General features: G+C 45.5%; 21 protein-coding genes. 17 read left to right on the top strand and 4 right to left on the bottom strand.

All coding sequences use genetic code 11. From position 1 onward, the window contains the following. Positions 1-97 precede the first annotated feature (97 nt). Positions 98-637 carry a hypothetical protein gene (locus VK179_12945; protein HLO59646.1) on the top strand — a complete coding sequence of 180 codons (540 nt, stop codon included), beginning with the start codon at positions 98-100 and terminating at the stop codon, positions 635-637. Between the two features lie 566 nt (positions 638-1203). Here VK179_12945 and VK179_12940 read toward each other — a convergent pair. Further along, the gene (locus VK179_12940) at positions 1204-3168 is read right to left on the bottom strand and encodes an SPOR domain-containing protein (protein HLO59645.1); all 1965 of its coding nucleotides are present in this window, start codon (positions 3166-3168) and stop codon (positions 1204-1206) included. A 161-nt stretch (positions 3169-3329) separates the two neighbouring features. Beyond that, the gene (locus tag VK179_12935; GenBank protein HLO59644.1) at positions 3330-5750 is read right to left on the bottom strand and encodes a TonB-dependent receptor plug domain-containing protein; all 2421 of its coding nucleotides are present in this window, start codon (positions 5748-5750) and stop codon (positions 3330-3332) included. A 182-nt stretch (positions 5751-5932) separates the two neighbouring features. On the opposite strand from VK179_12935, the gene VK179_12930 reads away from it, so the two are divergent. The 16 genes from VK179_12930 (at position 5933) to VK179_12855 (ending at position 23563) form a co-directional block, all read left to right on the top strand. Next, on the top strand, positions 5933-6673 hold the full coding sequence (locus VK179_12930) for a YebC/PmpR family DNA-binding transcriptional regulator (GenBank protein ID HLO59643.1): 741 nt from the start codon (positions 5933-5935) through the stop codon (positions 6671-6673). A gap of 460 nt (positions 6674-7133) precedes the next feature. Beyond that, positions 7134-8627, top strand: coding sequence for a 2-isopropylmalate synthase (locus tag VK179_12925; protein ID HLO59642.1), 1494 nt, complete (start codon positions 7134-7136; stop codon positions 8625-8627). A gap of 17 nt (positions 8628-8644) precedes the next feature. Beyond that, complete coding sequence (gene leuC / locus VK179_12920) at positions 8645-10042, top strand: 3-isopropylmalate dehydratase large subunit (protein HLO59641.1); 1398 nt, start codon at positions 8645-8647, stop codon at positions 10040-10042. Between the two features lie 33 nt (positions 10043-10075). Continuing rightward, positions 10076-10669 carry a 3-isopropylmalate dehydratase small subunit gene (leuD, locus tag VK179_12915; protein HLO59640.1) on the top strand — a complete coding sequence of 198 codons (594 nt, stop codon included), beginning with the start codon at positions 10076-10078 and terminating at the stop codon, positions 10667-10669. Positions 10670-10857: 188 nt separating this feature from the next. Next, the gene (locus tag VK179_12910) at positions 10858-12378 is read left to right on the top strand and encodes an alpha-isopropylmalate synthase regulatory domain-containing protein (protein HLO59639.1); all 1521 of its coding nucleotides are present in this window, start codon (positions 10858-10860) and stop codon (positions 12376-12378) included. A 190-nt stretch (positions 12379-12568) separates the two neighbouring features. Beyond that, positions 12569-13630 (top strand): 3-isopropylmalate dehydrogenase, encoded by a 1062-nt coding sequence (locus VK179_12905; protein ID HLO59638.1) that lies wholly within the window; start codon positions 12569-12571, stop codon positions 13628-13630. 65 nt (positions 13631-13695) lie between these two features. Then, entirely contained in the window at positions 13696-14172 is a 477-nt protein-coding gene (locus VK179_12900) for an LEA type 2 family protein (GenBank protein HLO59637.1), read from the top strand. Between the two features lie 60 nt (positions 14173-14232). Continuing rightward, positions 14233-14688, top strand: a complete 456-nt coding sequence (locus VK179_12895) for an SPOR domain-containing protein (GenBank protein HLO59636.1) — start codon at positions 14233-14235, stop codon at positions 14686-14688. 26 nt (positions 14689-14714) lie between these two features. Next, positions 14715-16607 (top strand): hypothetical protein, encoded by a 1893-nt coding sequence (locus tag VK179_12890; GenBank protein HLO59635.1) that lies wholly within the window; start codon positions 14715-14717, stop codon positions 16605-16607. 487 nt (positions 16608-17094) lie between these two features. Beyond that, positions 17095-17958 (top strand): M23 family metallopeptidase, encoded by an 864-nt coding sequence (locus tag VK179_12885; GenBank protein HLO59634.1) that lies wholly within the window; start codon positions 17095-17097, stop codon positions 17956-17958. A 12-nt stretch (positions 17959-17970) separates the two neighbouring features. Further along, entirely contained in the window at positions 17971-19119 is a 1149-nt protein-coding gene (locus VK179_12880) for a 1-deoxy-D-xylulose-5-phosphate reductoisomerase (protein HLO59633.1), read from the top strand. A 127-nt stretch (positions 19120-19246) separates the two neighbouring features. Beyond that, entirely contained in the window at positions 19247-19648 is a 402-nt protein-coding gene (locus VK179_12875; protein ID HLO59632.1) for a four helix bundle protein, read from the top strand. A 176-nt stretch (positions 19649-19824) separates the two neighbouring features. After that, positions 19825-21180: an RIP metalloprotease RseP gene (gene rseP / locus VK179_12870; GenBank protein HLO59631.1), complete on the top strand. Its 1356-nt coding sequence runs from the start codon at positions 19825-19827 to the stop codon at positions 21178-21180. A gap of 394 nt (positions 21181-21574) precedes the next feature. Continuing rightward, positions 21575-21751 carry a twin-arginine translocase TatA/TatE family subunit gene (tatA, locus tag VK179_12865; GenBank protein HLO59630.1) on the top strand — a complete coding sequence of 59 codons (177 nt, stop codon included), beginning with the start codon at positions 21575-21577 and terminating at the stop codon, positions 21749-21751. A gap of 72 nt (positions 21752-21823) precedes the next feature. Then, complete coding sequence (locus tag VK179_12860; GenBank protein ID HLO59629.1) at positions 21824-22021, top strand: twin-arginine translocase TatA/TatE family subunit; 198 nt, start codon at positions 21824-21826, stop codon at positions 22019-22021. Positions 22022-22282: 261 nt separating this feature from the next. After that, a complete protein-coding gene (locus tag VK179_12855) occupies positions 22283-23563 on the top strand; it encodes a transglycosylase SLT domain-containing protein (protein HLO59628.1) in 1281 nt (426 codons plus the stop codon). 204 nt (positions 23564-23767) lie between these two features. Here VK179_12855 and VK179_12850 read toward each other — a convergent pair whose 3' ends face one another. Both VK179_12850 and VK179_12845 read right to left on the bottom strand, forming a co-directional pair. After that, positions 23768-24061, bottom strand: a complete 294-nt coding sequence (locus tag VK179_12850) for a GIY-YIG nuclease family protein (protein HLO59627.1) — start codon at positions 24059-24061, stop codon at positions 23768-23770. Positions 24062-24195: 134 nt separating this feature from the next. Then, on the bottom strand, positions 24196-25101 hold the full coding sequence (locus tag VK179_12845; GenBank protein ID HLO59626.1) for an LD-carboxypeptidase: 906 nt from the start codon (positions 25099-25101) through the stop codon (positions 24196-24198). Positions 25102-25190 lie beyond the last annotated feature (89 nt).

Raw genomic sequence — 25190 nt, 5'->3', positions numbered from 1 at the left:
ATAGATTAGTTATGCCTAAGATGATTCCCTTCATAAAAAGGTTGCGTCGTGCTTACGCAACCTCGCAGAAGATTATTTCATCTTTAAATAAAATCGGATGAATAGAAAAACCGGGTTGATGTTGCTGTTTCTCAGTATGATTGTTCCGGCAAATGCCCAGACGGGCTATGTCAATACAACCACCTTCGGGTTTTTAAGGGGAACAAAGTCCGATCATCGCCGGGCACCTTTAAGCTTTGTTTCAGAACATCACGTTATGATTACATCCAATCTTTCTGCAGGGATTATGACCGGTATAGAACAACTGCAGGAAAACACGCTGCCCCTGGCGGGTTGCGTGCGACTTCAGTCGCGGGGTAAGGTTCACTTCTTCTGCGATGGATATGCCGGTTATGCCGTTTCACTTGAAAAGCCGGATGACCTGTATTTCGATTATAAGAAAGCAAAAGGAGGGTTCATGGCCGGCACAGGGGTGGGTTTTTACGTTCCGGTGAATGATTGTGCAGCCGTTTTCTTCGGAATCGGATACCGTTACAACATACTACATTATGAGCTCAACGATTACTGGGCCGGCGAATACAAACGCAATTACAGGTATAACAGGCTGAGTTTGAGGATGGGGATTATGTTGTTGTGATCGGGGTTTCACCCCGAACCCCACTTCTTTCTTTGTCCTGTCACAAAGAAAGAAGCAAAGAAAAGACCAGACAAAACGACTCCCAGCCCGCTCTGCTGCAAGGCAGGAATTTCTAACAACCGGACGCAAGCTCGCTTGTAAGAAATTCCAGCCTTGCAACATTCACAGCCACGCCGGCTCGACGTTTTGTCCCGGCCACCGCACGGTGCTTCGATTATGGCTGTGGTTTAAATAAAAAGCTGTGAGATGGTCAAATTGACTATCCGCTTCATTTAACATAGTGATTACGCCTGAGTACCGCTATGTCCGCCTCTGAAAAAACGCGTTAAGAAAATTAATTCACGAAGCGTTAAAAAAGAAAAGCTGTCTGATCCCGATCTAGAATCTGTAGAATTTCAGGGCACTGAAATTCACAGAATTCTTGATCGGGAGAGTTCTTTTCTTTTAGCGCAGTGAATTAATTTTTAGCGATTTTTTCAGCAGCGGCGGCATTTTTTGGTCACTTTTTTTTGCTGCAGAAAAAAAGTGACTCAGGGCTTGGGGCGGATAGCCCCAAAAAGCTCTCACTACCACCCCACAACCGTCACAAATGCCCCGTCAAATTTTTCCTTTATGTCGTTGAGGCTAATGAGGGCTTCCTCTTTGGTACCGAATTCGCCGGTTGTATAGCGGCAGAAATGATCTGTTCCCCTTGTGGCAAATATCTCAGGAAGCTGTGAAAAAGCCGACATATCAACGAGAGGTCCCGGAACAGCCATAATTTGTATCGTGAACTTCGGGAAAATAGCCTCTGTTTTTATAAAAGCATCATGGTAACCTTTGGCGACCAACTCACCCAGCAAAACTTCAGCTTCGCTGCGGTTACTAAAATTGCCAAGCGTGTAACGATACCAGGTATCATTCTGATAGGAAACCACAACTCCGGAAAGATTATCGAATTTCTTAAAATCAACAGGTTTTTTAAGGGCCATGATCTGGACTTTATAGGAAAATGCCATGGAAGAAGCTTCTCCCACACTCCCCGTCTCCCCGTCTCCCACTCTTTCTTCCGGAGTAAACGCTGTCAGGTCTGCGACGCTGTCAGGTTTTGCCTGTTCAGATTCTTCTCCCACTCTCCCCGTCTCCCCGTCTCCCACTCTTTCTTCAGTAGCAAACGCTGTCAGGTCTGCGACGCTGTCAGGTTTTGCCTCTTCCGGAACGACGCTGTCAGGTATTGCCTCCGCAAGCATTTCTCCCACTCTCCCATTCTCCTCGTCTCCCACTCTTTCTTCCACGGTTACCCTGTAAATATCCCTGCCTCCTATGGCATCACTGGCAGCAAGAGAATAATAACCGGTCATGCCATCACCGACAGGCATGTAAAACAGGTCATTATCTGTTGAATTGAGCGGAAATCCCAGGTTGACCACTCCTGCAGCAGGATTACTGAAATCATAATAAAAAATATCATAACCCCCCATCCCCTCATGCCCTTCGGAGCTGAAAAAAAGTTTGTCGCCCTGTTCGGCCATAAAAGGTGTTTCTTCATTATATCGGGTATTGATTACAGGTCCGAGGTTCTCTGCCTTTCCCCATGAACCCTTCACATCAAGCACCGATTTATAAATATCCAGGTCACCCAGGCCGCCTTTGCGGTCACTTGTAAAAAAGATCGTTTTGCCGTCAGTCGACAGGCTGGCATGTGTTTCATTGTATTTGCTGTTAATCTCCTTGGGCAGGGGCTCGGCCTTTGACCATCTTCCTTTGGCAAGATGACTTATATAAATTTCGGAATTTAAAGGATCTTCAAGAGTCAGCAACAGAGTTTGACCGTCGCGTGACAAATCGGTTGTCAGCATATATTTGCTGGATCCGAGCGCTGATGTCATCAGTTTTGGAGAACTCCAGGCAGAATCAACCCGGGTGCACATGAAAATATCATACCCCTGTCTCGAAGGGGATGTATAAAAAAGAGTCTTCCCGTCACCCGAGATAATGGCATTGTAATTGGCAGAAACAGTGTTAACAGGACTCCCCAGGTTAACTGTTGTAAGTTGAACCGGGTGTTCTTTCATGCTTTTTGCATATTCACAGTTCTTAAGATACTGATCAACCACACTCAGGTTGTAATCATCTTTCGGATCAAGGTAATTCTTGTAGCTGCTGTAAGCATTCATAGCCTCATCAAGCTGGTTATTGATGCGGTAAGCACTGCCAAGCAGAAAAAATGCATCTACGGGAGCATTCGTTTCTTTGAAAGAACTCGAGTTGTATTTTTCGGATACTTTTAACGACGCTTCCTGCAAATAGGGAATTGCCTTTGCTTTTTCATTCTCGGAATTCAGGTAACAGATTCCTATCTTATATTTGATATCCGCGTTATCCGGTTCGGTCTTTAAAACAGTCAGATAATTGTTCATTGCCTTCTTAAAATCTTTATCCATAAGATAGTAATCGGCGTCGAGCTTCAAAGGGTCGTTTTTGGGCAGGGTTTGTCCATGGCCGTAAAAAAACAGGCCAGACAAAACAAGTATAACCAATGCCTTTCTCATAATACAACTGCGGTTTAGATGGTGCAATTCAAAACCGGTTGATTATACATTATAAGTCAATGAATTGTTACAACGATATTCAATAAATAATTGATTTCGAATTGAATCAGTTTTTCCTAACAGACTAACACACTAATAGACTAACAGACTAATACCCTCTTTTACTCCGCCTCAATCAATGATTCCGAAAAGCCGGCATGGCCGGAATAGGAAACGCCCTGGACGTCGAAGTGATATTTGCCGTTGATAACCGGTTTGTCAAATTCAGCTTTTCCTCTTCCGGTTGAATCGGTTATTATAACCGGTATCCAGGCTATTGTATAGTTATACGGAGGTTCTTTATCAGGCTTATATTTTGGTTGATAAAATACGCGGGGAGTGTTGTAACCAAGCATATCAAATTCAATCTTACCCCGAATCAGAAACTCACCCCTTTTTGTATATACGGCTATGACTCCGTTTGCACCCCGTGAACCGTAAAATGATGTCTTCGGGCCTTTCAGCACCTCAACCCTTTCAATATCCTGCAATGGAATGGAAGTCACTGAGCTTACATCCATCACCGGCGCACCGTCAACGAGGTATAACGGCTGACTGCTTCCAAAGAGGGTGTTAAGCCCCCGGATCACCACATTGTTACCTGTTATCATAACGCCGGGAACCCGGCCTTTCATTACATCCAGAATGTTTCCGTTTACCATATGGAAATCCTTGTTATACAATACAAAATCAGGTTCCCCGTATAATCCCTGCAGGCTGTTCTTTCTCTCTTCCTCCTCTGCGGCCTTTTCCTTTTTATATAATTTCAGATTTTCAGCGTACATTTTCTTCCTGTGTTCTTTCTTATCCCTGTCGGAATAGGTTGTAAGGGTGTAATCGCCCACGTGACCCACAACCTTATCCTCCTCGTAATCCGGAAGCTGAATCACAAGGTTCCTTCTTCCTGAACGCCGCCATGCTTCAATTTTCACACTGATTGTATCGAAATAGACCATGCTGTCGAATTCAAAAACTCCATTGTCACCCGAATACTTTGTAAACACATCGTTATACTGATCCATAATTGACAACTGCACCTTGCAGTTTTCTATCGGAAGATTGAAGAAATCACGGGTGATCCTTCCTGAAATAGTGATTCCTTTTTCCTCTTTGTATTTTATTTCAGGATATTCGCCGGCAAGTACATCTTTCCATTCAAACCTGCGCCATCCCTGTGTCAGCATCAGGTTATCCAGTTTTGAATCATTGTTTTCGCCCGGGTTCATAAAGTAATCCAGCGGATCCTCGATATATCCTTTCAGATCCGATACAAGAAGCAGGTTACTGAGGATATTGTCACGGTTTGATTCAGTCTCATCATCGTTATCCTTCAAAACAGCCATGGACAGATTTGCCAGTAAAGGCCGGTTGGTTCTGTCGGTTACAAGGAATTTAACAAGAACTTTATTCCCGTTATCCGATGCCGAATCTGCCACGGTATAACTGATTTTCATAGCACCCAGCATGTTAATAAAAACAAGCCTTTCTGCCAGTGGCGTGCCCCGTCCTGAAAAGGCCGTTAATTGCATGATCCCGCTTGGAAAAATATTTCTGGGTATTTCAAGAAAAGCCTTACCCTGGTTAAGACTGATCGTTTTACTGAAATAGATTCTTCCTCCTATTTGACCTACGACAATGAGATCATTGGCTGCCGGATCATTTGAATGTCTGTTTGAAACAAAATGTATAGCTACATGGTCGGGCGTGTTTTCAGTATGCATCACGAGGCCAAATTCGAGGGGCTGTGGAAGGGGAACCTTAATCTCCTTTTCACCGGTTTTGGCTACGGCAAAGTATTTCAGGCCTTTTACAGGGGTAAACCGGAATGTGCCGATTCCTTTATATAACGTTTTAAAACCGGTGACTCTTTTTCCTTTGCTGTCACGGATTTCACCTTCAATATCCACTCCTTTTCCCGGTTTATTTATGGCCTTAAAACCCACAACGCTTTCAAGACCGTTTACAAGGTAACCTCCTTCTGGCATAAACTGGAGATCCACATCGGTATAATCGGTACCGAACATTTTCTTAAGTGCTTTCTTGTTTTCACGGGCCTGTTTCGGAGAGATAAGCCTTGAATAATCCGGATTCATTACCTGGAAATTCCTTTTAAAGAAAAAATCAGGATCAAAATTTTTCATCCATGCAGTAAACGCCCTGATTTGGTATAGTCCTTCAGGTAGCGTATCGGATAAATGAAAATCACCGACCCCGAAACCGTTAAGAATTTGCAGTCGCTTGATTTCAACCCGGGTCTGGCCCGGACTCATAACTTCAACATACAGATTGGTGCTGAAGGTATCGGGCAAATGATCCGTACCGTTCAGTAAATAGGCCTTAATCCACAGATCGTCTCCTCCCCTGTAAACCTTTTTATCGATATGAAGATATACTTTTTGCTGCGGGAACAGGTAGTTATATTTGTTTAACGCATCGTTGATTCTTTTAAAACGCAGGTCTTCCAAGGCAAATCCTGCCAGGAAGACAGCTGCTGCCGATACCGGTAACAACAACCAGATCCGCAAACATTTAATAAATTTCATACGTTTGAGGTTACTTGAATGAGAACAAACGGCTGTGCTAAAAGTTACAGTTTTGTTTGATTCAAAACAAGTACTTCATACTTAATAAGACACTTATGATATAATTTAACCCTTTTCCGTTTTCCCGGTTGACAGTAAATTATTATTTTTGCATACTTTTCTTAAAAACAAAAAAAATCCATATGTCGGGTCATAGTAAATGGTCAACCATTAAGCGGAAAAAAGGAGCTCTTGATGCAAAAAGAGGAAAGATTTTTTCACGCATAGTAAAGGAAATCCAGATAGCCGTTAAAGAAGGCGGTGCTGCAGTTGAAAATAATCCGAGGCTTCGCCTGGCCGTGCAGAATGCCAAAGGAGCCAATATGCCAAAGGATAATGTGGACAGGGCCATTAATAAAGCCAGCAATGAAGGAGCCAATCTCCAGGAAGTGAGCTTTGAGGGTTATGCACCCCATGGTGTGGCGGTGTTTATTGAATGTCTCACAGACAATAACCAGCGTACGGTGGGCAACATCAGGGCGATCTTCAACAAACGCGGCGGCAACCTTGGAACCAATGGATCACTCGCTTTCATTTTCGACCGTAAAGGAGTTTTTACTGTGCCAAAAGGAAATATCAATCCCGAAGAATTTGAACTCGAAGTCATTGATGCCGGCGTCGAAGATATTGATCTGAACGACGATGTTTTTGAAATCACTTGTGCTGTTGAGGATTTTGGCAAGGTTCATAAGAAACTGGAAGAAATGGGTGTTAAAATAGAAAATGCAACCCTGCAGCGCATTCCCAACGATACAAAGAAACTTGATGTCGACTCCGCCCAGAAAGTGCTTAAAATAATCGAAGAATTTGAGGACGTTGACGATGTTCAGAACGTTTACCATAACCTCGAGATGACCGAGGAACTGATGAATGCCATGGAATAGACAAAACCAAGCCGTCATTGCGAGGAGCTTGAATTAAATTAAATCAAATAGACAAATTTACTGGCGACGAAGCAATCTGACCGAACAGGAAGAGCCTTGCAAAGAGTACCAACACAATTGCCGAAACCGATTTGTAAATATCTCTTTGCAAAGCATTGCCTGTGCTGGCAGATTGCTTCGTCGCATTTAAGTGGTTCTATAATCAATATTAATTCTCGCTCCTCGCAATGACGAGCACTTAATCTTTTTTCCCCCTTTTTTTGCAAATATGATTTTTGTCATTATATTTGCATTCTGAAAAATTGATTCAATGAAAAATCAGGCTATCATTTTTAACATTATTATTCTTGGTCTCCTTCTTAAGACACCGGAGTGAGAATGGTATGTCTGTGACAAAATATAAAAGAGCCATTCTCAGAACGAGGATGGCTCTTTTGATTATTAATAAAACCATATCATTATGAGCGACAGATTATTTATTTTCGACACCACACTGAGAGACGGGGAACAGGTTCCCGGATGCCAGTTAAACACAGTAGAAAAAATTGAAGTGGCCCGGGCCCTCGAGGCTCTAGGTGTTGACGTACTAGAAGCCGGTTTCCCGATATCCAGTCCCGGTGATTTCCATTCTGTCGAAGAAATATCCAAAGTGGTTAAATACCCTGTTATCTGCGCTCTCACAAGAGCCGTCGAGAAAGACATCGATGTGGCCTCCGAAGCCCTTAAATACGCAAAAAGAAAACGCATCCATACAGGTATCGGAACATCACCCTACCATATCAAATACAAATTCAACGCCACCCCGGAAGAAATCATTGAAAGAGCCGTCGCCGCCGTTAAGTATGCGAAGAATTACGTGGAAGACGTTGAATTCTACGCCGAAGACGCCGGCCGGAGCGACAATGAATACCTGGCCCGGGTTATCGAAGCGGTTATCAAGGCTGGCGCCACCGTTGTGAATATTCCTGACACCACCGGTTATTGCCTTCCTGAAGAATACGGTGCTAAAATCCGTTACCTTGTTGAAAATGTAAAAGGAATCCACAAGGCAGTCATTTCTACCCATTGCCACAACGACCTGGGCATGGCCACTGCCAACTCCATCAGTGCGGTGCTGAACGGCGCCCGACAGGTTGAGGTTACAGTTAACGGTATTGGCGAAAGGGCCGGAAACACTTCACTCGAAGAAGTGGTGATGATCCTCAAAAGCCGTAAAAACATAGGAATTGACACAGGTATTATAACCGAAAATATTTATAAAACCAGCCGCATGGTATCATCCCTGATGAACATGCCGGTTCAGCCCAATAAAGCAATCGTAGGCCGGAATGCATTTGCCCATTCTTCGGGTATTCACCAGGACGGCGTGCTGAAAAACCGTGAAAACTACGAGATCATCGACCCGGTAACTGTGGGTATCAATGAATCCATCATTGCCCTTACGGCGCGGAGCGGAAGGGCCGCCCTGAAACACAGACTGCAAAACCTCGGGTACCAGCTCGAAGGAGAAGAACTGGAACAGGTATATACTAAATTCCTTGAAGTAGCCGACCGCAAAAAGGAGGTAAAGGACGAAGATCTTGAACTCCTTGTGGGCAATGAAAGTGCAAACGGCAGCCGGATTAAGCTCGAGCACTTACAAATCATAGGCGGTAAATCGGCAATCCCCATGGCAGCCGTTACGTTGAGCATCAGCGGGGAAAGCTTTACAGCAACTGAATCAGGAAACGGTCCCGTTGACGCTGCCTTTAAGGCAGTCCGCAGTATCGTAAGACACAACATCAAGCTCGAGGAATTCCTCATACAGGCCATCACACGCGGAAGCGATGATGTCGGAAAGGTTCATATCCAGATTGAAAACCGCGGTAACCTGTATTATGGTTTCGCAGGTCATACCGACATTCTCACTGCTTCGGTAGAGGCTTTGATCAGTGCAATCAATAAAATTGTTTAACATTAAATCGTACAGAATTGGCTAAGACATTATTCGACAAGGTTTGGGACGCGCATGTGGTTTCTGAGTTAAAAGACGGTCCCAGTGTGCTGTACATCGACAGGCACCTGATTCATGAAGTGACGAGTCCTCAGGCTTTTGCGGGACTGGATAAACGAGGTCTGAAAGTTTTCAGGCCCGACCAGACGCTGGCTACGCCCGATCACAATGTTCCCACAGTGAACCAGCATATGACCATCCACGACCTGCTTTCACGCACCCAGGTGGATAAGCTCACTGAAAACACAAAGAAACACGGCATCAGGCATTATGGTCTTAACCACCCTCAACAGGGCATTGTGCATGTGATCGGCCCTGAGATGGGCTTTACCCAGCCGGGTATGACGATTGTATGCGGCGACAGCCACACATCTACACATGGAGCTTTCGGTTGTGTTGCCTTCGGAATCGGAACAAGCGAGGTGGAAATGGTGCTCGCCACTCAGTGTATCATGCAGCCCAAGCCTAAGAAAATGCGGATCACGGTTGACGGGAAACTCGGCAAAGGTGTTACAGCCAAAGATCTTATCCTTTATATCATTTCAAAGATTTCCGCCAGCGGTGGCACAGGATACTTTATCGAATATGCCGGCTCTGCTTTCCGTTCGCTTTCCATGGAAGGCCGCATGACAGTCTGCAACATGAGCATTGAAATGGGCGCCAGGGGTGGTCTGATTGCTCCTGATGAGACAACTTTCGCATACCTTAAGGATCGTGAGTTTGCACCAAAAGACGGCGAATGGGATAAGAAACTCACCTACTGGAAAACGCTGGTTTCCGATCCGGAAGCTGTTTTTGATCTTGAGCTGCATTATGATGCCGCAGATATTGAACCGATGATCACATACGGAACCAATCCGGGTATGGGAGTTGGAGTTACAGGCCGGATACCCGACAGCAGGGAGCTTCCCGAATCGAACAAACTCACCTTTGAAAAGGCCATGCAGTACATGAACCTCAACCAGGCTACGCCGATGATGGGCAAACCGGTTGATTATGTTTTCGTCGGAAGCTGCACAAACGGAAGGATCGAAGACCTCCGCCAGTTTGCCTCGTTTGTGAAAGGAAAGAAAAAAGCGGATAACATAACCGCATGGATCGTTCCGGGATCAAAACAGGTAGAAAAACAGGCAATTTCAGAAGGAATTGACAGGATACTTACCGAAGCCGGCTTTGAACTTCGCCAGCCCGGATGTTCAGCATGCCTGGCTATGAACGACGACAAAATACCTGAAGGTAAATATGCCGTGTCCACATCAAACCGGAATTTTGAAGGCAGGCAGGGACCCGGCGCACGTACATTCCTTGCAAGTCCACTCACCGCTGCAGCCGCAGCCATTACCGGCAAGATCACGGACCCCAGGGATTTCCTTTAACCAGATGTATAATTTATAATCATATTGCTACACATGGCAACCGAAAAATTCAAAACACTCATATCAACCTGCGTTCCTCTGCCTATTGAAAATGTCGATACCGACCAGATCATACCGGCAAGGTTCCTGAAAGCCACCACCCGTGATGGGTTTGGCGATAACCTGTTCCGTGACTGGAGATACGATAAGAATAACCAGCCGAAAGCTGATTTTGTGCTGAATAATCCTACGTACTCCGGCCAGATCCTTGTAGCCGGAAGGAATTTTGGCAGCGGCTCAAGTCGCGAACACGCCGCCTGGGCTATAGGCGGTTACGGGTTCCGGTCGGTGATCTCAAGTTTTTTTGCCGATATTTTCAAGAACAACGCCCTGAACAATGGTATACTTCCGGTGCAGGTTAGCGAAGGCTTTTTAAAGTCGGTGTTTGCCGCTATTGAAAAAGATGCAAACGCTGTTCTTGAAATCGATTTGCCGAACCAGACTGTCACTATCCTGGCAACAGGCGAAAAGGAACATTTCGATATCAATCATTACAAAAAAACTTGCCTCATCAATGGCTACGACGATATCGACTATTTGCTGAGCATGAAGGATAAGATTGTGGAGTTTGAGAAGAAAGGCTATTAGGCTATTAGGCTATTAGTAGGATAATAAGCTAGGCGAAGTCTCTGACTTCGTCTTACCTGAAATCTAATCCAGGCGAAGTCTCTGATTTCGTCTTACCTGAAATCCCTATCGTCTCTAGAGTCCCTAACGTCCCTGAAACAAACAACGAACACGGATTACCGATTACCGAACACTGAATACATTCAACCATGAAGATCACCATAATGGACACCACTCTCCGCGACGGAGAACAAACCTCGGGAGTGTCATTCACCGACGAGGAAAAACTCAGCATGGCCAAGCTTTTGCTCGATGATCTCAGGGTTGACCGCATTGAGGTTGCGTCAGCCAGGGTATCGGAAGGCGAATTTGCCGCTGTGAAGAAGATTACCGAATGGGCAGCTAAGCACAACCACATTAACCAGGTTGAAGTGCTGGGTTTTGTCGATGGCGACGTTTCCATTAACTGGATTAAAAATGCAGGCGGAAAAGTGCTGAACCTGCTTACAAAAGGTTCTTTGAAACATGTAACCGAACAGCTGAAGAAAACGCCCGAACAGCATGCCGAAGACATTAGGCAGACAGTGCAGCGGGCCCGTGAGCAGGGACTCAGGGTAAATATTTATCTCGAGGACTGGTCGAATGGTATGCGGCATTCGCCCGACTACGTGTTTTATATGATCGATTCATTTAAAATGTGCCAGGTCGACCGCATCATGCTTCCCGATACACTTGGTATCCTTAACCCGGTTGAGGCTTACGATTTCTGTAAAATGATAATCGACCGGTATCCTATGTTGCAATTCGATTTCCATGCACACAACGACTATGACCTGGCAGCTGCCAATGCATTTTCAGCCCTCCGGGCCGGAATCGACTGTCTTCACACTACCGTAAACGGACTTGGCGAAAGAGCGGGTAACGTTCCCCTGTCAAGTATAGTAGCCATTGTGAAAGATCATTTCAGGTATGATATGTCGATCCGTGAGTCGAGAATAACGATGGTCAGTAAACTGGTTGAATCATTTTCAGGCATCCGGGTGTCACCCAACAAACCGGTGATAGGCGACAATGTATTTACGCAAACAAGCGGTATACATGCCGACGGCGACCAGAAGAACCAGCTGTACTTTAACGACCTGTTGCCGGAACGCTTTGGCAGGAAGAGGATTTACGCACTGGGCAAAACTTCAGGAAAAGCAAACATCCGTAAGAATCTCGAAGAAATGGGCATTGAACTCGATTTTGCAGCGATGCGGAAGGTAACGGAACGGATTATTGAACTGGGAGATAAAAAAGAATCGGTTACACAGGAAGATCTGCCTTATATCATTTCCGATGTATTGCGGAATAAAACGGTTGACGAAAAAATAAAGATCCTCAATTATTCCCTGTCTACAGCTAACGAATTAAAGCCCGTTGCCAGTCTGAAAATTAAGATAGGCGAGGATGTTTTTGAGGAAACTGCTAACGGCGACGGACAGTACGATGCCTTTATGAAGGCGCTGCGCAAGATATACAGCAGGCTTGAGAAATCACTTCCTGCCCTTATCGACTATTTCGTTTCAATTCCTCCCGGCGGAAAAACGGATGCACTGGTGCAGACAGTTATCACATGGAAAATGGAGCACGAATTCAAAACCCGCGCCCTCGATTCCGACCAAACCGTCGCCGCCATCAAAGCCACACTGAAAATGCTTAATATTATTGAGAATAACAGCAGTATATAAAAGAGTTCGTCATTGCGAGAAGCCGGGTATAACAATGATTATGGCAGAAAGTAAAGCGACGAAGCAATCTGCCCGCACAGGTAGGGCGTCAAAAACACCGAACACCGAACACCGATTTAAGATTTAAGAAGTTTTCCTGACAGACCAACAGACTAACAGACATAGTAATCACTAATCACTAATCACAAAAATGAAATCCTACAACATCGCAGTAATTCCGGGTGACGGAACAGGACCCGAAGTAGTAAAGGAAGGCGTTAAAGTAATGGACGCCGCAGCCGCAAAATTTGGCTTTAAACTGAATTACCAGTATTTCGATTTTGGCGGTGACCGCTATCTTCGTACAGGTGAAACCCTGCCTGACTCAGCCATTGGCGAATTCAAAAAGTTCGATTCCATTTTCCTCGGAGCCATTGGCCATCCCGATGTAAAGCCCGGCATTCTCGAAGTGGGAATTCTGTTGAAAAGCCGCTTTGCGCTTGATCAATACATCAACCTCCGACCGGTGAAGCTTTATCCCGGCGTGGAAACTCCGCTGAAGGATAAAGGTCCCGAAGACATTGATTTTGTTGTGGTACGTGAAAACTCAGGTGGAATTTACACCGGTGTGGGTGGTGCCGTTCAGGTGGGTACTCCCAATGAGGTTGCCACCCAGGTGATGGTGTATTCAAGGCCGCAAGTCGACAGGTGTGTACGGTATGCTTACGACTACACCCGTAAACGCAACAAGAGAAAACAGCTCACTCTTGTGCATAAATGCAATGTGCTTACTTATGCCGGTGACCTCTGGGTAAGGTCCCATAAGGAAATCGGCGATACCGAATACCCCGATATCAAGCAGGATTACAATCACGTGGATGCCTGCAACATGTGGTTTGTTAAATCGCCCGAATTTTATGATGTGATCGTAACCGAAAATCTTTTCGGAGATATCATTACCGACCTCGGTGCTATTATCCAGGGCGGCCTTGGCATAGCAGCCGGAGGTAACATCAATCCTGAGGGGGTCTCCATGTTCGAGCCCATGGGCGGATCGGCCCCGAAATATAAGGGTATGAACATCATCAACCCGCTGGCTGCAATTTGTGCAGGGGGCATGATGATCGAAACCCTTGGTGAAGCAGAAGCAGCCAAAGCAATTGACCAGGCTGTGAGCAACACCCTTGCATCAGGCAAAATTAAAAGCCTCGCCGCCGGCAAAATGGGAATGGGAACTTCAGAGGTTGGCGATCTTATTGCTAAATCGCTTTAATCAGTAGCCCCGGCCTTCAGGCCGGGGCTATTCCTTTTTTCACTACTTTTACCCAAAATAAAAGAATGAAAGCCCTTAATCCCTTATTGCTTATAACCTTAATACTTATACCCTTATTGCTTTTGTCGTGCAAAGGGGTGGATGATATCACGCTCACCGGCGTCGACAACGTGAACTTCAGGGGGATCGAAAACAATACAATCACTTTCACGGCCTCTGTGGGAGTGCACAATCCTTCTTCAGTTTCTTTCAGGGTAACCGAAGTGAACCTCAAAACAATTGTAGACGGCAATTTTATCGGAACACTCACAACGACAACCCCGCTGAAAATAAAAGCAAAATCCGATTCATCGTATGCAACCGACTTTTCACTTGAGATAGCGAACCTGATGTCGGGTGCATCCACACTATATGGTCTTGCCCGCAAAAAACAGGTCAATATAGAAATGCAGGGCTTCGTAAAAGCCCGCTCCTGGTTTAAAACTAAAAAAGTCCCCGTTTCAGAAAAAAGGCTGATTGATGTGCCGGCTATAAGCAGGTAATGACGATCTTCCCGCACCAATATCCATTTTTTTACTACCTTTGCCCCTGATTCAGAAATTATGTTGAAAAAAGCAACATATTTACTTGTCCTGCTCATGGCAACAGGATTTTCAGGCAGAATTCAGGCACAGATTCCCTACGACATATTTGCATACATTCAGTCCGCCCAGCCCGGAAGCGGCACTGTGAAAATCAAACAGAACGCCGACATCACCAATATGGTCAACCTTCACCTTTCGCTCATGCGAAATCTGAAAGGTATCAAAGGTTACCGTGTGTGCATTTATTATAACTCCGGTCAGCAGGCCCGTTCAGCGGCGGACCAGGAGAGGGCCCGTTTTATCAGCCGCTATGAGGATGTGAGCAGCGATAAGGTTTTTGAATCACCATTTTGGAAAGTGTATGTGGGAGATTTCAGAACCAAAAGTGAAGCATTGAAGTTCCTCGAGAGAATACGATTTGATTATCCCAATGCTTTTATCCGGGACAACATTACGGTGAATTTCCCCAGGTAGTTTAAATTTTTACAAAAGATTTTTTTATGACGGATGCTGTTAATCATGAATGTGGGATAGCACTGGTGAGATTATTAAAGCCGCTTGAGTACTACCAGCTTAAATACGGAACCTGGAAGTACGGCCTGAATAAGCTCTACCTGCTGATGGAAAAACAGCATAACAGGGGACAGGATGGTGCAGGCGTTGCTTCGGTCAAACTCGATCTGAAACCCGGCAAACCTTTCATCCACGTGGAACGCTCCGTTAAAGCTGCCGCCATTAACGCCATCTTCAAAGCCATACAACGGCAGTCGGAAAAGGCTGATAAGGAACTTGAAAGCGATCCTTTCTGGGCTAAGGAAAACCTGCCCTTTGCAGCTGAAGTGCTGCTGGGTCACCTCAGATACGGCACATACGGCGGAAATGATATTGAAAAAGTACACCCTGTTCTGCGTGTCAACAACTGGAAAACAAGAAACCTCCTGCTGGCCGGCAATTTTAACCTCACCAATGTGGATGAGCTTTTCCGCATCCTGGTTGAACTGGGTCAGCATCCGCGCGATTTTTCCGATACAGTAACAATGCTTGAAAATGTCGGGCACTTCCTCGACAGGGAAATACAGCACGACTTTGATAATTACAAAAAGCAGGGAATCGAAAACGAGGATATTACAGAGCTAATCGCCAATAATCTCAACGTGCCCAATATGCTTCGCGAAGCCAGCAAAAAATGGGACGGCGGTTATGCCATTGCCGGTTTGCTCGGTCACGGTGATGCGTTTGTTATCAGGGACCCGTGGGGAATCAGGCCCGCTTACTATTATAAGAATGACGAAATCGTTATCGTCACTTCCGAAAGACCGGCCATCCAGACGGTTATGAATGTGGATTTTTCCGATGTAAACGAACTCGATCCGGGCTCGGGGATCATAATAAAGAAAAACGGTGCGGTATCCATTGAGAAAATAAGGGGACCTTTTGAAAAACGCAGTTGTTCATTCGAAAGGATCTATTTTTCGAGGGGAAGCGACCAGGAAATATACCAGGAAAGAAAAATGCTCGGTGAATTGCTCACCCCGCAGATTATCGAAGCCATTGACCACGACCTGGATAATACGGTATTCTCCTTTATCCCGAATACGGCGGAATCGGCTTTCTATGGTATGGTGCACGGTGTTGAAACGTACATGAAGAATGAAAAAAAGGAAAAGATCCTGAAGCTGGGCAACAATTATACAATGGAAGATCTTGACAGTATCATTTTCCTCAGGCCCCGCGTTGAAAAAGTTGCCTTAAAAGATATCAAACTCCGTACTTTTATAACCCAGGATTCACACCGTGACGACCTGGTAGGCCACGTGTATGACATTACATACGGAACGGTAAGGGAAAATAAGGATAACCTGGTGGTGATCGACGATTCCATCGTTCGCGGAACCACGCTGAAATACTCCATCATTAAAATACTCGACAGGCTTAAGCCGAAACGGATCATCATTGTTTCATCTTCGCCGCAGATTAGGTATCCCGACTGCTACGGTATCGATATGGCCAAGCTGGGCGATTTTATTGCCTTCCGTGCTGCCATGGCCCTTCTGAAGGAAACCGGGAGGCAACATATTATCAATGAAGTATACAGGAAGGCAAAGGACAGCGAATCGGTTCCACGTGAGGAGACGATCAATCACGTGCGTGAAATTTACAGACCTTTCACTCCCGAACAAATATCAGGTAAAATCGCAGATATGCTGAAAACTCCGGATGTTAAGGCCGAGGTAAGGATCGTGTACCAATCGATTGAAAACCTGCATAAAGCCATTCCAAATCATTTGGGCGATTGGTATTTCACGGGCGACTACCCCACTCCCGGCGGTAACCGCGTCGTCAACCGTTCTTTCAGGAATTTCATTGAGGGGAAGAACGTGAGGGCGTATTAAGGCAATTTACGATTTACGATTTGAAGATTTACGATTTACAGATCGTCATTGCGAGGAGCCACCTCAATCAATGATTATCCCGTAATCTGTTGCGACGAAGCAATCTGCCGGCACAGGAAAGACTTTGCAAAGAGAGTACTGTGCTAGGCGAAGTCTCCGACTTCGTCTATACGTAACTGATAGTTAATTATCCCTTGCTAGGCGAAGTCTACGACTTCGTCTTTCGAATTACCTAATACTGATTACCGGACACCGATTACCGATTACCCTGTGCTAGGCGAAGTCTGTGAAACTTCGTCAATACGTAACTGATAGTTAATTATCTTATGGAAATTACGTTCAGACGAAGTTGAAAACTCGCCTAGCATTTCGGAGAGTACCCATTGCTAGGCGAAGTCTCCGACTTCGTCTTTCGGTATTTCATCCAGCATCCGGCATCCGGTATCCAGAATCGTTTTTTTTATATATTTGTTCCAAATCTCTCAATATGTCCGAAAAAACCGAAAAGCGGTCTTTCTGGGAAAAATTCAGGCACAAGTACAGACTATCGATATACCGTGATGAAACTTTCGAGGAACTGATCAACCTCCGTCTTACAAAGCTCAATGTGCTGGGCATTGTGGGTACCGGAACCTTTGTATTTCTTATCATTGTTATTTCAGTTATTGCATACACTCCGGCAAGGGAGCTGATTCCCGGCTATCCGAACGAAAAAACGATCCGCAACATTTACCTTAATAACTACCGTCTCGATTCTCTTGAAATTGAGATCGCCAAACGCGACGCCTATTTTGAAAATATGCGCCGGATTATTTCGGGTGAAAAAGTCTCGGAAACCGAAACAAATGCTGAGCAGCCTGTTTCCCGGCCCAATCTTACCTATAACAACAGAAACAGGGATTCCGTGCTGCGAAACCTTGTTACCGACGATCAGTTTGGGCTTTCGATCACCGAAAACCGTAAACTCAGGCCTTCACTCTTTAATATCCTGTTCTTTCCCCCTGTAAAAGGTCTCGTTACCAACTCGTTCAGCAGCATCCATGAGCATTACGGCACCGATATCGTCACATCGGCCAATGAAGTGGTGAAAGCCACCCTGCCGGGAACGGTTACGATGTCGGGCTGGACGATAGAAACCGGCAATGTGATCCAGATACAGCATGAGGATAATATTATTTCAATATACAAGCATAACGCCGAACTCCTGAAGCATGCAGGCGACAGGGTAAAAGCCGGAGATCCGATAGCTATAATAGGTAATTCGGGTGAACTCACAACCGGGCCCCATCTTCATTTCGAACTCTGGTATAACGGCAGTCCCCTAAACCCGCAGGATTATATATCGTTCTGAATAAAAAGGCTGATGAAAAAAAAGGTTGCCATACTGGGTTCAACCGGTTCCATAGGCACGCAATGCCTTGAAGTAATCAGCGCTCATCGAAGGCAATTCGAAGTGTTTGCCCTCACAGCCGGCAGGAATGCCAACCTGCTTGTTGAACAGGCAATTGAATTTCTCCCTGAATACGTAGTCATTGCGGATGAAACCCAGTACACTTTTGTTAAGGAATCGCTTGGACAGCTGCCCATAAAGGTGCTGGCCGGTAACAATGCGATTTCTGAAGTGGTTGTACAACCCGGGGCGGATATCGTGGTGGCATCGCTTGTCGGTTTTTCAGGTGTGATTCCCACATACGAAGCGGTCAGATCAGGTAAAACGATTGCACTTGCCAATAAGGAGACCCTTGTTGTGGCCGGATCGCTTATAACGGAACTTGCCCTCAGCAAGGGTAGTGCCATATATCCGGTCGACTCCGAACATTCGGCCATCTTTCAGTGCCTCGCCGGTGAAAACCCGCACTCAGTTGAAAAGCTGATCCTTACCGCTTCAGGCGGACCCTTCAGGGGAATGACAACCAAACAGTTGAGGGATGTGACTTGCGAACAGGCGTTGAAACATCCCAACTGGTGCATGGGTAACAAAGTGACAATCGACTCGGCTTCGCTGATGAATAAAGGACTTGAAGTTATCGAGGCCAGCTGGCTTTTTGATATGGCACCCGCGAAGATCGATGTGGTGATTCATCCCCAGAGCATCATCCATTCCATGGTTCAGTTTATTGACGGTTCGATAAAAGCACAAATGGGACTGCCTGATATGCGGCTTCCCATTCAATATGCACTGGGGTGCTCTGTTCGCATGCCATCCTCTTTTACCCGCTATAATTTCACCGACTGCAACCAGCTTACATTTGAAAAACCCGATCTGAAGGTATTCCGTAACCTGGGACTGGCTTTCGAAGCACTCCGCCGGGGCGGCAACATGCCCTGCATCATGAACGCCGCTAATGAAGTGGCCGTTGAAGCCTTCCTCCTCAAGCAGGTTTCGTTTCTTCGCATGTCGGACGTAATCGAAAAAACAATGCAGCATGTCTCCTTCATGGCTGTTCCCTCGCTCGATGATCTTCAAATGACTGATACTGAGGCAAGGAGGTTTGCGGCGGGGTGTTTGTAGTATTCGGTATTCGGTGTTCGGTGTTCGGTATTCGGTGTTCGGTATTCGGTGTTCGGCATTCAGTTTAAAGTATTCGGTTTTCGGTTAGGTAAATAATCAGTTCTATCAATAATATAAATTTAACGTTATGAATTATGTTAAAAGCTACAAAGAACTTGAGGTTTATCAGAAAACACGTGAGTTATCCAGAACTATTTATGCATTAAGCAAGAATTTTCCCATTGATGAAAGATTTTCACTCACTGATCAAATCAGGAGATCATCCCGATCAGTCGGAGCTCAAATCGCTGAATCATGGGGTAAAAGAAAATATGAGAAACATTTCATTTCGAAACTTTCTGATGCAGATTCCGAACAGTTTGAAACACAACATTGGATTGAAACCGCTAATGAATGTGAGTATATTTCAGATAAAGTTAAAACCGATCTGTTATCTTTATGTGAATCCATTGGAAGAATGCTTCAATCGATGATGGATAAGTCCTCCCTTTTCTGCTCAAAACCCCGAGTACTGATTACCGATCACTGATTAACCGGTTACCAATCACCGATCACCGATTACCGCTTACCGCTTACCGGTTACCGATCACCGGTTACCGATCACCGGTTACCGATCACCGATTACCGATCACCGGTCACCGATTACCGTTCCCCGATTACCGATTACACATACTTTTAATTAACTTTGGAACCAAATTCAAAAAAATGGGCGTCATCATCCAAATCGGTCAATTGCTTCTCAGCCTTTCCATTCTCATTATACTTCATGAACTGGGTCACTTTCTGCTGGCACGTGTTTTTCATGTCAGGGTTGAAAAATTCTACCTGTTCTTTGATCCCTGGTTTTCGCTGTTCAAACTGAAAAAAGGCGATACCGAATACGGTATTGGCTGGCTTCCGCTTGGCGGCTATGTCAAGATCTCCGGGATGATCGACGAATCAATGGATACAGAGCAACTCAAGCAGCCCCCCCAGCCTTACGAATTCAGGTCGAAACCCGCAGGTCAGCGCTTGCTGATCATGCTTGGCGGAGTTATGGTAAACCTCGTCCTCGGTTTTATCATCTACACAGCGATCCTTTATGCATGGGGAGAAAAATTTTTACCTGTCCGTAATGTAACCGACGGCATTTGGTGCGCTGATTCGATCGCCCAGGATATTGGTTTCAAAAATGGCGACAAAATTCTTTCTATTAACGGAACGGAACCGGTTCGTTTTGAAGACATATACAGGGAAATCATATTCGGGGGAAAAGTACAGGTACTGCGCGATAACAAAGTGGATTCCTTCACGGTATCTACCAATTTCGTGGGCAGCCTGGTTAAGGAAAGAAAAGGAATTCTGTTTTATCCGCGTATTCCTTTCATCATCCGGGAAATCCCTGATTCATCGGTGAATAAAAATTCGGGCCTTCAGCCGAAGGACCAGCTTGTAAGTATCAACGGCACACCTGTGAAATATTACGACCAGTATGTTAGCATGGCCGATACACTCCCTACAGGTACGTTAACAGCGGAAGTGTTGCGCGACGGCAAGCCGGTCACCCTTCAGCTCAGGCTTACAGCGGCAAAAAAACTTGAAATATTTCCTTTTGTTCCCACATATGAAGAGCTCGAAAAACTGGGACTTTACAAGCTCGAAACCCGTACGTTCGGCTTTTTCCAGGCGATTCCGGCAGGGATCAAACTGGCAGGCTCACAGCTGAGTTTTTATATCAAGCAGTTCAAGCTCATATTCGATTTTAAAACCGGGGCCTACAAGGGACTTGGCGGCTTCGGCGCCATCGGCGGATTGTTCCCGAAAGTATGGTCTTGGGAAGCATTCTGGGAAATCACCGCTTTTCTTTCGCTCGTGCTGGCATTCATGAATGTACTGCCTATACCGGCACTCGACGGCGGTCACGTTATGTTCCTCCTTTATGAGATCATTACCCGCCGCAAGCCAAGCGAAAAATTCATGGAATACGCCCAGATCGTGGGCATGGTCCTCATCATCGGCCTCCTTATCTATGCCAATACAAATGATATTGTGAGGGGAGTGGAGAAGTGGCTTGGGAAGTAAGACAAAACCTCACTACGGACTCTCATTACATCTGTCAACACCTCACCCCCGGCCCCTCTCCTTGCAGGAGAGGGGAGTCGGGATACCCCTCTCTATACCATGTGAGCGAAACATGTTAAAGAGAAATTCTTTGATTATACCCGGGTAATTCTTAAAACGTTCTTCCCCCTCTCTCTGCAAGGAGAGGGGCAGGGGTGAGGTGTTACGGAATGCAAACTATAAAGGCAGGGGTGAGGTGTTACGGATGCAAACTATAAAGGCAGGGGTGAGGTGTTACGGAATGCAAACCGTAAAGGGCAGTGTTGTAGTGTTGAAAAGTGTTATAAATAATGTTAAAAACTGAGTATATCAAAAATTTATTCTAATTTTACCCCTCCAATTTAAAACAATTGCCATGAATCTGAACATTTTGCTTTTCACACTAGGCCCAATGGAAATTATCCTGATCCTGGCGGCTCTTTTATTGCTCTTTGGAGGAAGGAAAATTCCCGAACTGATGAAAGGTATCGGTCAGGGTATGAAAGAATTCAAGAAAGCATCACAGACCGATAACGACGAAGAAAAAAAATAAAGCTGATTACTAATTACTAATCACTAATTACTAATCACAAATCACTAGTCACTAATCACTAATCACAAGAATATGTCACTGGGACCCATGGAGATTATCCTTATAGTAGCGGTCATCGCGCTGCTGTTCGGAGGAAAGAAGTTTCCTGAATTAATGAAAGGAATAGGTCAGGGATTAAAGGAATTCAAAAAAGCATCCCAGCCTGATCAGACCGAAGAAACAAAAGCTCAGGCCGAAACTCCGGTTGCTGAACTGAAGGAAAATCAGTAAAACCTGAAAAAAATCTTGAGTAAAACCCGCTGCGTGAGTAGCGGGTTTTTTTGTTGGTGTTCGGCTAAGGCTCTGCCTCAGTCGGGCGTATCTTTTCAGGCTGGGCCTGAATAATTATACCCATCAGGCAGAGCCTGATGAGATATATTCGACTAAGGCAGAGCCTTAGCCGAACGATGCATCCAGTATCCAGCATCTAGTATCCAGTATAACCCTCTTCATTTAAAATCGTAAACCCATCTCAAATCATTATATTTGATCATGTATAAAACCTGCCATGCCTATTCTGTTCGGTTGAGACTCTGCCTCAGTCGGACCTGTCTTTTCAGGTTGAGCCTGAATTATTATGGCATCAGGCAAAGCCCGCTCTCTTCGACTCCGCTCAGGGTAAACAGGGTGACACCGATTACCGATTACCGAATACCGATTACCATTTACCTCATTTTCACTTTTCTCCTGGTATTATTTCCTCAGTCACTATGCGCCGCCGCCCTTCCCGACGACAAAGACATGCTCTACGAATACCGCATAGCCTCGCTGAATAAGCTTTCACCCGTTCAGCTCGATTATACACCCGAAGTCCGCCATTACATTGACCTTTTCACCGGTCCCCGCAAACAGGAAATGGCCTCCGTTATCGGGCTGAGCACAATTTACTTTCCGCTTTTCGATGAAATACTCGACCGCTACGGACTTCCCTATGAACTGAAATACCTCACTGTGGTGGAATCGGGACTCAATCCGCTGGCGGTTTCCAAATCGGGTGCCGTTGGCCTGTGGCAGTTCCTTGTAAATACCGGAAGGCTGTTCGACCTGGAGGTAACATCCTACATCGACGAACGTCGCGATCCATATAAATCAACCGAAGCGGCCTGCAAATACCTGAAATACCTGAACAATACGTTTCACGACTGGCAGCTTGTGCTTTCATCCTATAACAACGGTCCGGGAGAAGTGCGGAAAGCCATCGAACGCTGCAAGGGCGAGACCAACTACTGGAAGCTGCGTCCCTATTTGTCCGAACAGGCGAAGAATTATGTACCGGCTTTCATTGCGGTGTATTACCTGATGCATTTTTACAAAGACCACGGCATAATCCCCGTTAACCCGGCCTATAACTTTGAATCAATCGACACATTGCATATTAAATACCCAGTAAGTTTCGACCAGATTTCGGCTATGATCGAAGTTCCTGTAAACGATATCCGGCTGCTCAACCCCGTGTACAGGACTGATTATATCCCGTCGCAGGATCCGTGGTCGGTGCTGGTGTTGCCGGCTGCCAGTGTTTCGAAATATCTTCAGGAGGAAATAAAAATTCTCGGATACAGCAGTGCACCCGTCGATTACAACGTCATGGTGCAGAATGCAGGGTCAACGGCAGGCCGCAAGAAAATCATCCATGAAGTGCAGCCCGGTGAATTCACTCACCGCATCGCCATGAAATATAACTGCACCCTCGAAAACATCAAAGCATGGAACCACCTCTCCTCGTATGATGTTAAGGCGGGGCAGAAGTTGGTGATATGGGTTGTGGAATAATCCCCGCCGTCATTGCGAGGAGCCACCTTTATCTCTGATTATACCCTAATCTCCTGCGACGAAGCAATCTGCCCGCACAGGCACACCCTTGCAAAGAGCAAGCCCCCCCCGTCATTGCGAGGAGCCACCTCCATCTATGATTATACCTTAATCTCCTGCGACGAAGCAATCTGCCTGCACAGGCACACCCTTATAAAGAGCTTATTAAAAAGCAATTTTCTCATACAAATCCTCCCATTCCGGATTCATATCTTCAATCAAATCGAACTTTCTTTGCCATGATCCGCCCTTAATTATCTTTTCTTTTTCAATAGCCTCCTGAATACTCGAATAAAACTGGTAATACACCAGTATCACGACATTATATTTTTTAGTGAACCCTTCAAATTTGTGGTCTTTATGTTCGCGAACCCTCTTAATAATGTCTTCAGTAACGCCAGTATATAAAACTGTATGGTTTCTGTTAGTCATGATATATACATAACCTCCCTTATACATAACATGCTGATAATGGATTAAATATAGTGAATTTCCGGATTGGATATTCTATGTGAGGCTGTACTTTTTGCAGCGGTGTGCCTGTGCGGGCAGATTGCTTCGTCGCTTTACATTTGGGTATAATCAATGATTTGTCATGCTCCTCGCAATGACGAGCACTTTTCTTCCACCCTCATCTCGGTTTCACGCCCCATCACCATGGCTAAATTGGTCTCCCCATGCCCGGCAGGGAAACCGAAAATAACCGGGTAATCGTATGCTGCAGTGTGTTCTTTGATGATCTGGTACGCAGGTTTGTGAAACCCCGCCTTTGAACCGTTCATATCGGTCATTTCGCCGACAATCAATCCGTTCAGCATATCCAGCTTGCCCCGTATCTTCAGGCTCATCATCATCCTGTCAATGTGATACAGGTTCTCGCCGATATCTTCAATAAACAGTATCTTACCGTCCATATCCGGATCATAAACCGATCCTGCAAGGCTGTATAAGACCGACAGGTTGCCCCCGGTAAGTATTCCCTTTCCCTTGCCTTTCCGGTTAAGCCGGTTCGGTTGCAGGATGTATTCCCCTTCTTCACCGAACAGTAAAGCCCTTAACGTATCAAACGATACCAAATCAGGCGATTTGGGCGGAACGAATCGCGGCATTGGGCCATGGATACTTTCAATCCCGAGCCTTTGCTGAAGCGCACAATGAAGTATGGTTATATCGCTGTACCCGACAATCCATTTCGGCTTTTTTTTAAAAGCGCTGAAATCAAGTTTGTCAATGATCCGGATCGTACCATACCCTCCCCGGGCACAAATTATCGCACGAATTGAAGGGTCATCCAGCATGTGCTGAAAATCTTCGGCCCGTTGTGCGTCGGTTCCGGCAAACGACTGCTGTTTCCGGAACAGATGCTTTCCGAAAACAGGTTCCACACCCCATTCCTGCATAAGGTCGCAGGCTTCTGCAATCTCATTTTTCACAAGGGTGCCTGCCGGGGCCACAATGCTTATCCGGTCGCCTTTCTTAAGATAGGGTGGGCGTATCATATCGTTGTTGGTTTGAATTCAATATATTTGCATTTTTAGTAATAAGCTATTAAGCTATTAAGCTATTAAGCTATTAAGTGATTAAGTGA

This window comes from Bacteroidales bacterium, from assembly GCA_035299085.1.
Classification (GTDB): Bacteria; Bacteroidota; Bacteroidia; order Bacteroidales; family UBA10428; genus UBA5072.
The sequence above is the reverse complement of the archived record's forward strand: the minus strand, read 5'-3'. Positions and strand labels throughout refer to the sequence as shown.

Bases quoted from the DNA above. Each gene is read 5' to 3' on its own strand.
- VK179_12945 (HLO59646.1), top strand. From the start codon at position 98: ATGAATAGAAAAACCGGGTTGATGTTGCTGTTTCTCAGTATGATTGTT.
- VK179_12940 (HLO59645.1), bottom strand. From the start codon at position 3,168: ATGAGAAAGGCATTGGTTATACTTGTTTTGTCTGGCCTGTTTTTTTAC.
- VK179_12935 (HLO59644.1), bottom strand. From the start codon at position 5,750: ATGAAATTTATTAAATGTTTGCGGATCTGGTTGTTGTTACCGGTATCG.
- VK179_12930 (HLO59643.1), top strand. From the start codon at position 5,933: ATGTCGGGTCATAGTAAATGGTCAACCATTAAGCGGAAAAAAGGAGCT.
- VK179_12925 (HLO59642.1), top strand. From the start codon at position 7,134: ATGAGCGACAGATTATTTATTTTCGACACCACACTGAGAGACGGGGAA.
- leuD (HLO59640.1), top strand. From the start codon at position 10,076: ATGGCAACCGAAAAATTCAAAACACTCATATCAACCTGCGTTCCTCTG.
- VK179_12910 (HLO59639.1), top strand. From the start codon at position 10,858: ATGAAGATCACCATAATGGACACCACTCTCCGCGACGGAGAACAAACC.
- VK179_12905 (HLO59638.1), top strand. From the start codon at position 12,569: ATGAAATCCTACAACATCGCAGTAATTCCGGGTGACGGAACAGGACCC.
- VK179_12900 (HLO59637.1), top strand. From the start codon at position 13,696: ATGAAAGCCCTTAATCCCTTATTGCTTATAACCTTAATACTTATACCC.
- VK179_12895 (HLO59636.1), top strand. From the start codon at position 14,233: ATGTTGAAAAAAGCAACATATTTACTTGTCCTGCTCATGGCAACAGGA.
- VK179_12890 (HLO59635.1), top strand. From the start codon at position 14,715: ATGACGGATGCTGTTAATCATGAATGTGGGATAGCACTGGTGAGATTA.
- VK179_12885 (HLO59634.1), top strand. From the start codon at position 17,095: ATGTCCGAAAAAACCGAAAAGCGGTCTTTCTGGGAAAAATTCAGGCAC.
- VK179_12880 (HLO59633.1), top strand. From the start codon at position 17,971: ATGAAAAAAAAGGTTGCCATACTGGGTTCAACCGGTTCCATAGGCACG.
- VK179_12875 (HLO59632.1), top strand. From the start codon at position 19,247: ATGAATTATGTTAAAAGCTACAAAGAACTTGAGGTTTATCAGAAAACA.
- rseP (HLO59631.1), top strand. From the start codon at position 19,825: ATGGGCGTCATCATCCAAATCGGTCAATTGCTTCTCAGCCTTTCCATT.
- tatA (HLO59630.1), top strand. From the start codon at position 21,575: ATGAATCTGAACATTTTGCTTTTCACACTAGGCCCAATGGAAATTATC.
- VK179_12860 (HLO59629.1), top strand. From the start codon at position 21,824: ATGTCACTGGGACCCATGGAGATTATCCTTATAGTAGCGGTCATCGCG.
- VK179_12855 (HLO59628.1), top strand. From the start codon at position 22,283: ATGTATAAAACCTGCCATGCCTATTCTGTTCGGTTGAGACTCTGCCTC.
- VK179_12850 (HLO59627.1), bottom strand. From the start codon at position 24,061: ATGTATAAGGGAGGTTATGTATATATCATGACTAACAGAAACCATACA.
- VK179_12845 (HLO59626.1), bottom strand. From the start codon at position 25,101: ATGATACGCCCACCCTATCTTAAGAAAGGCGACCGGATAAGCATTGTG.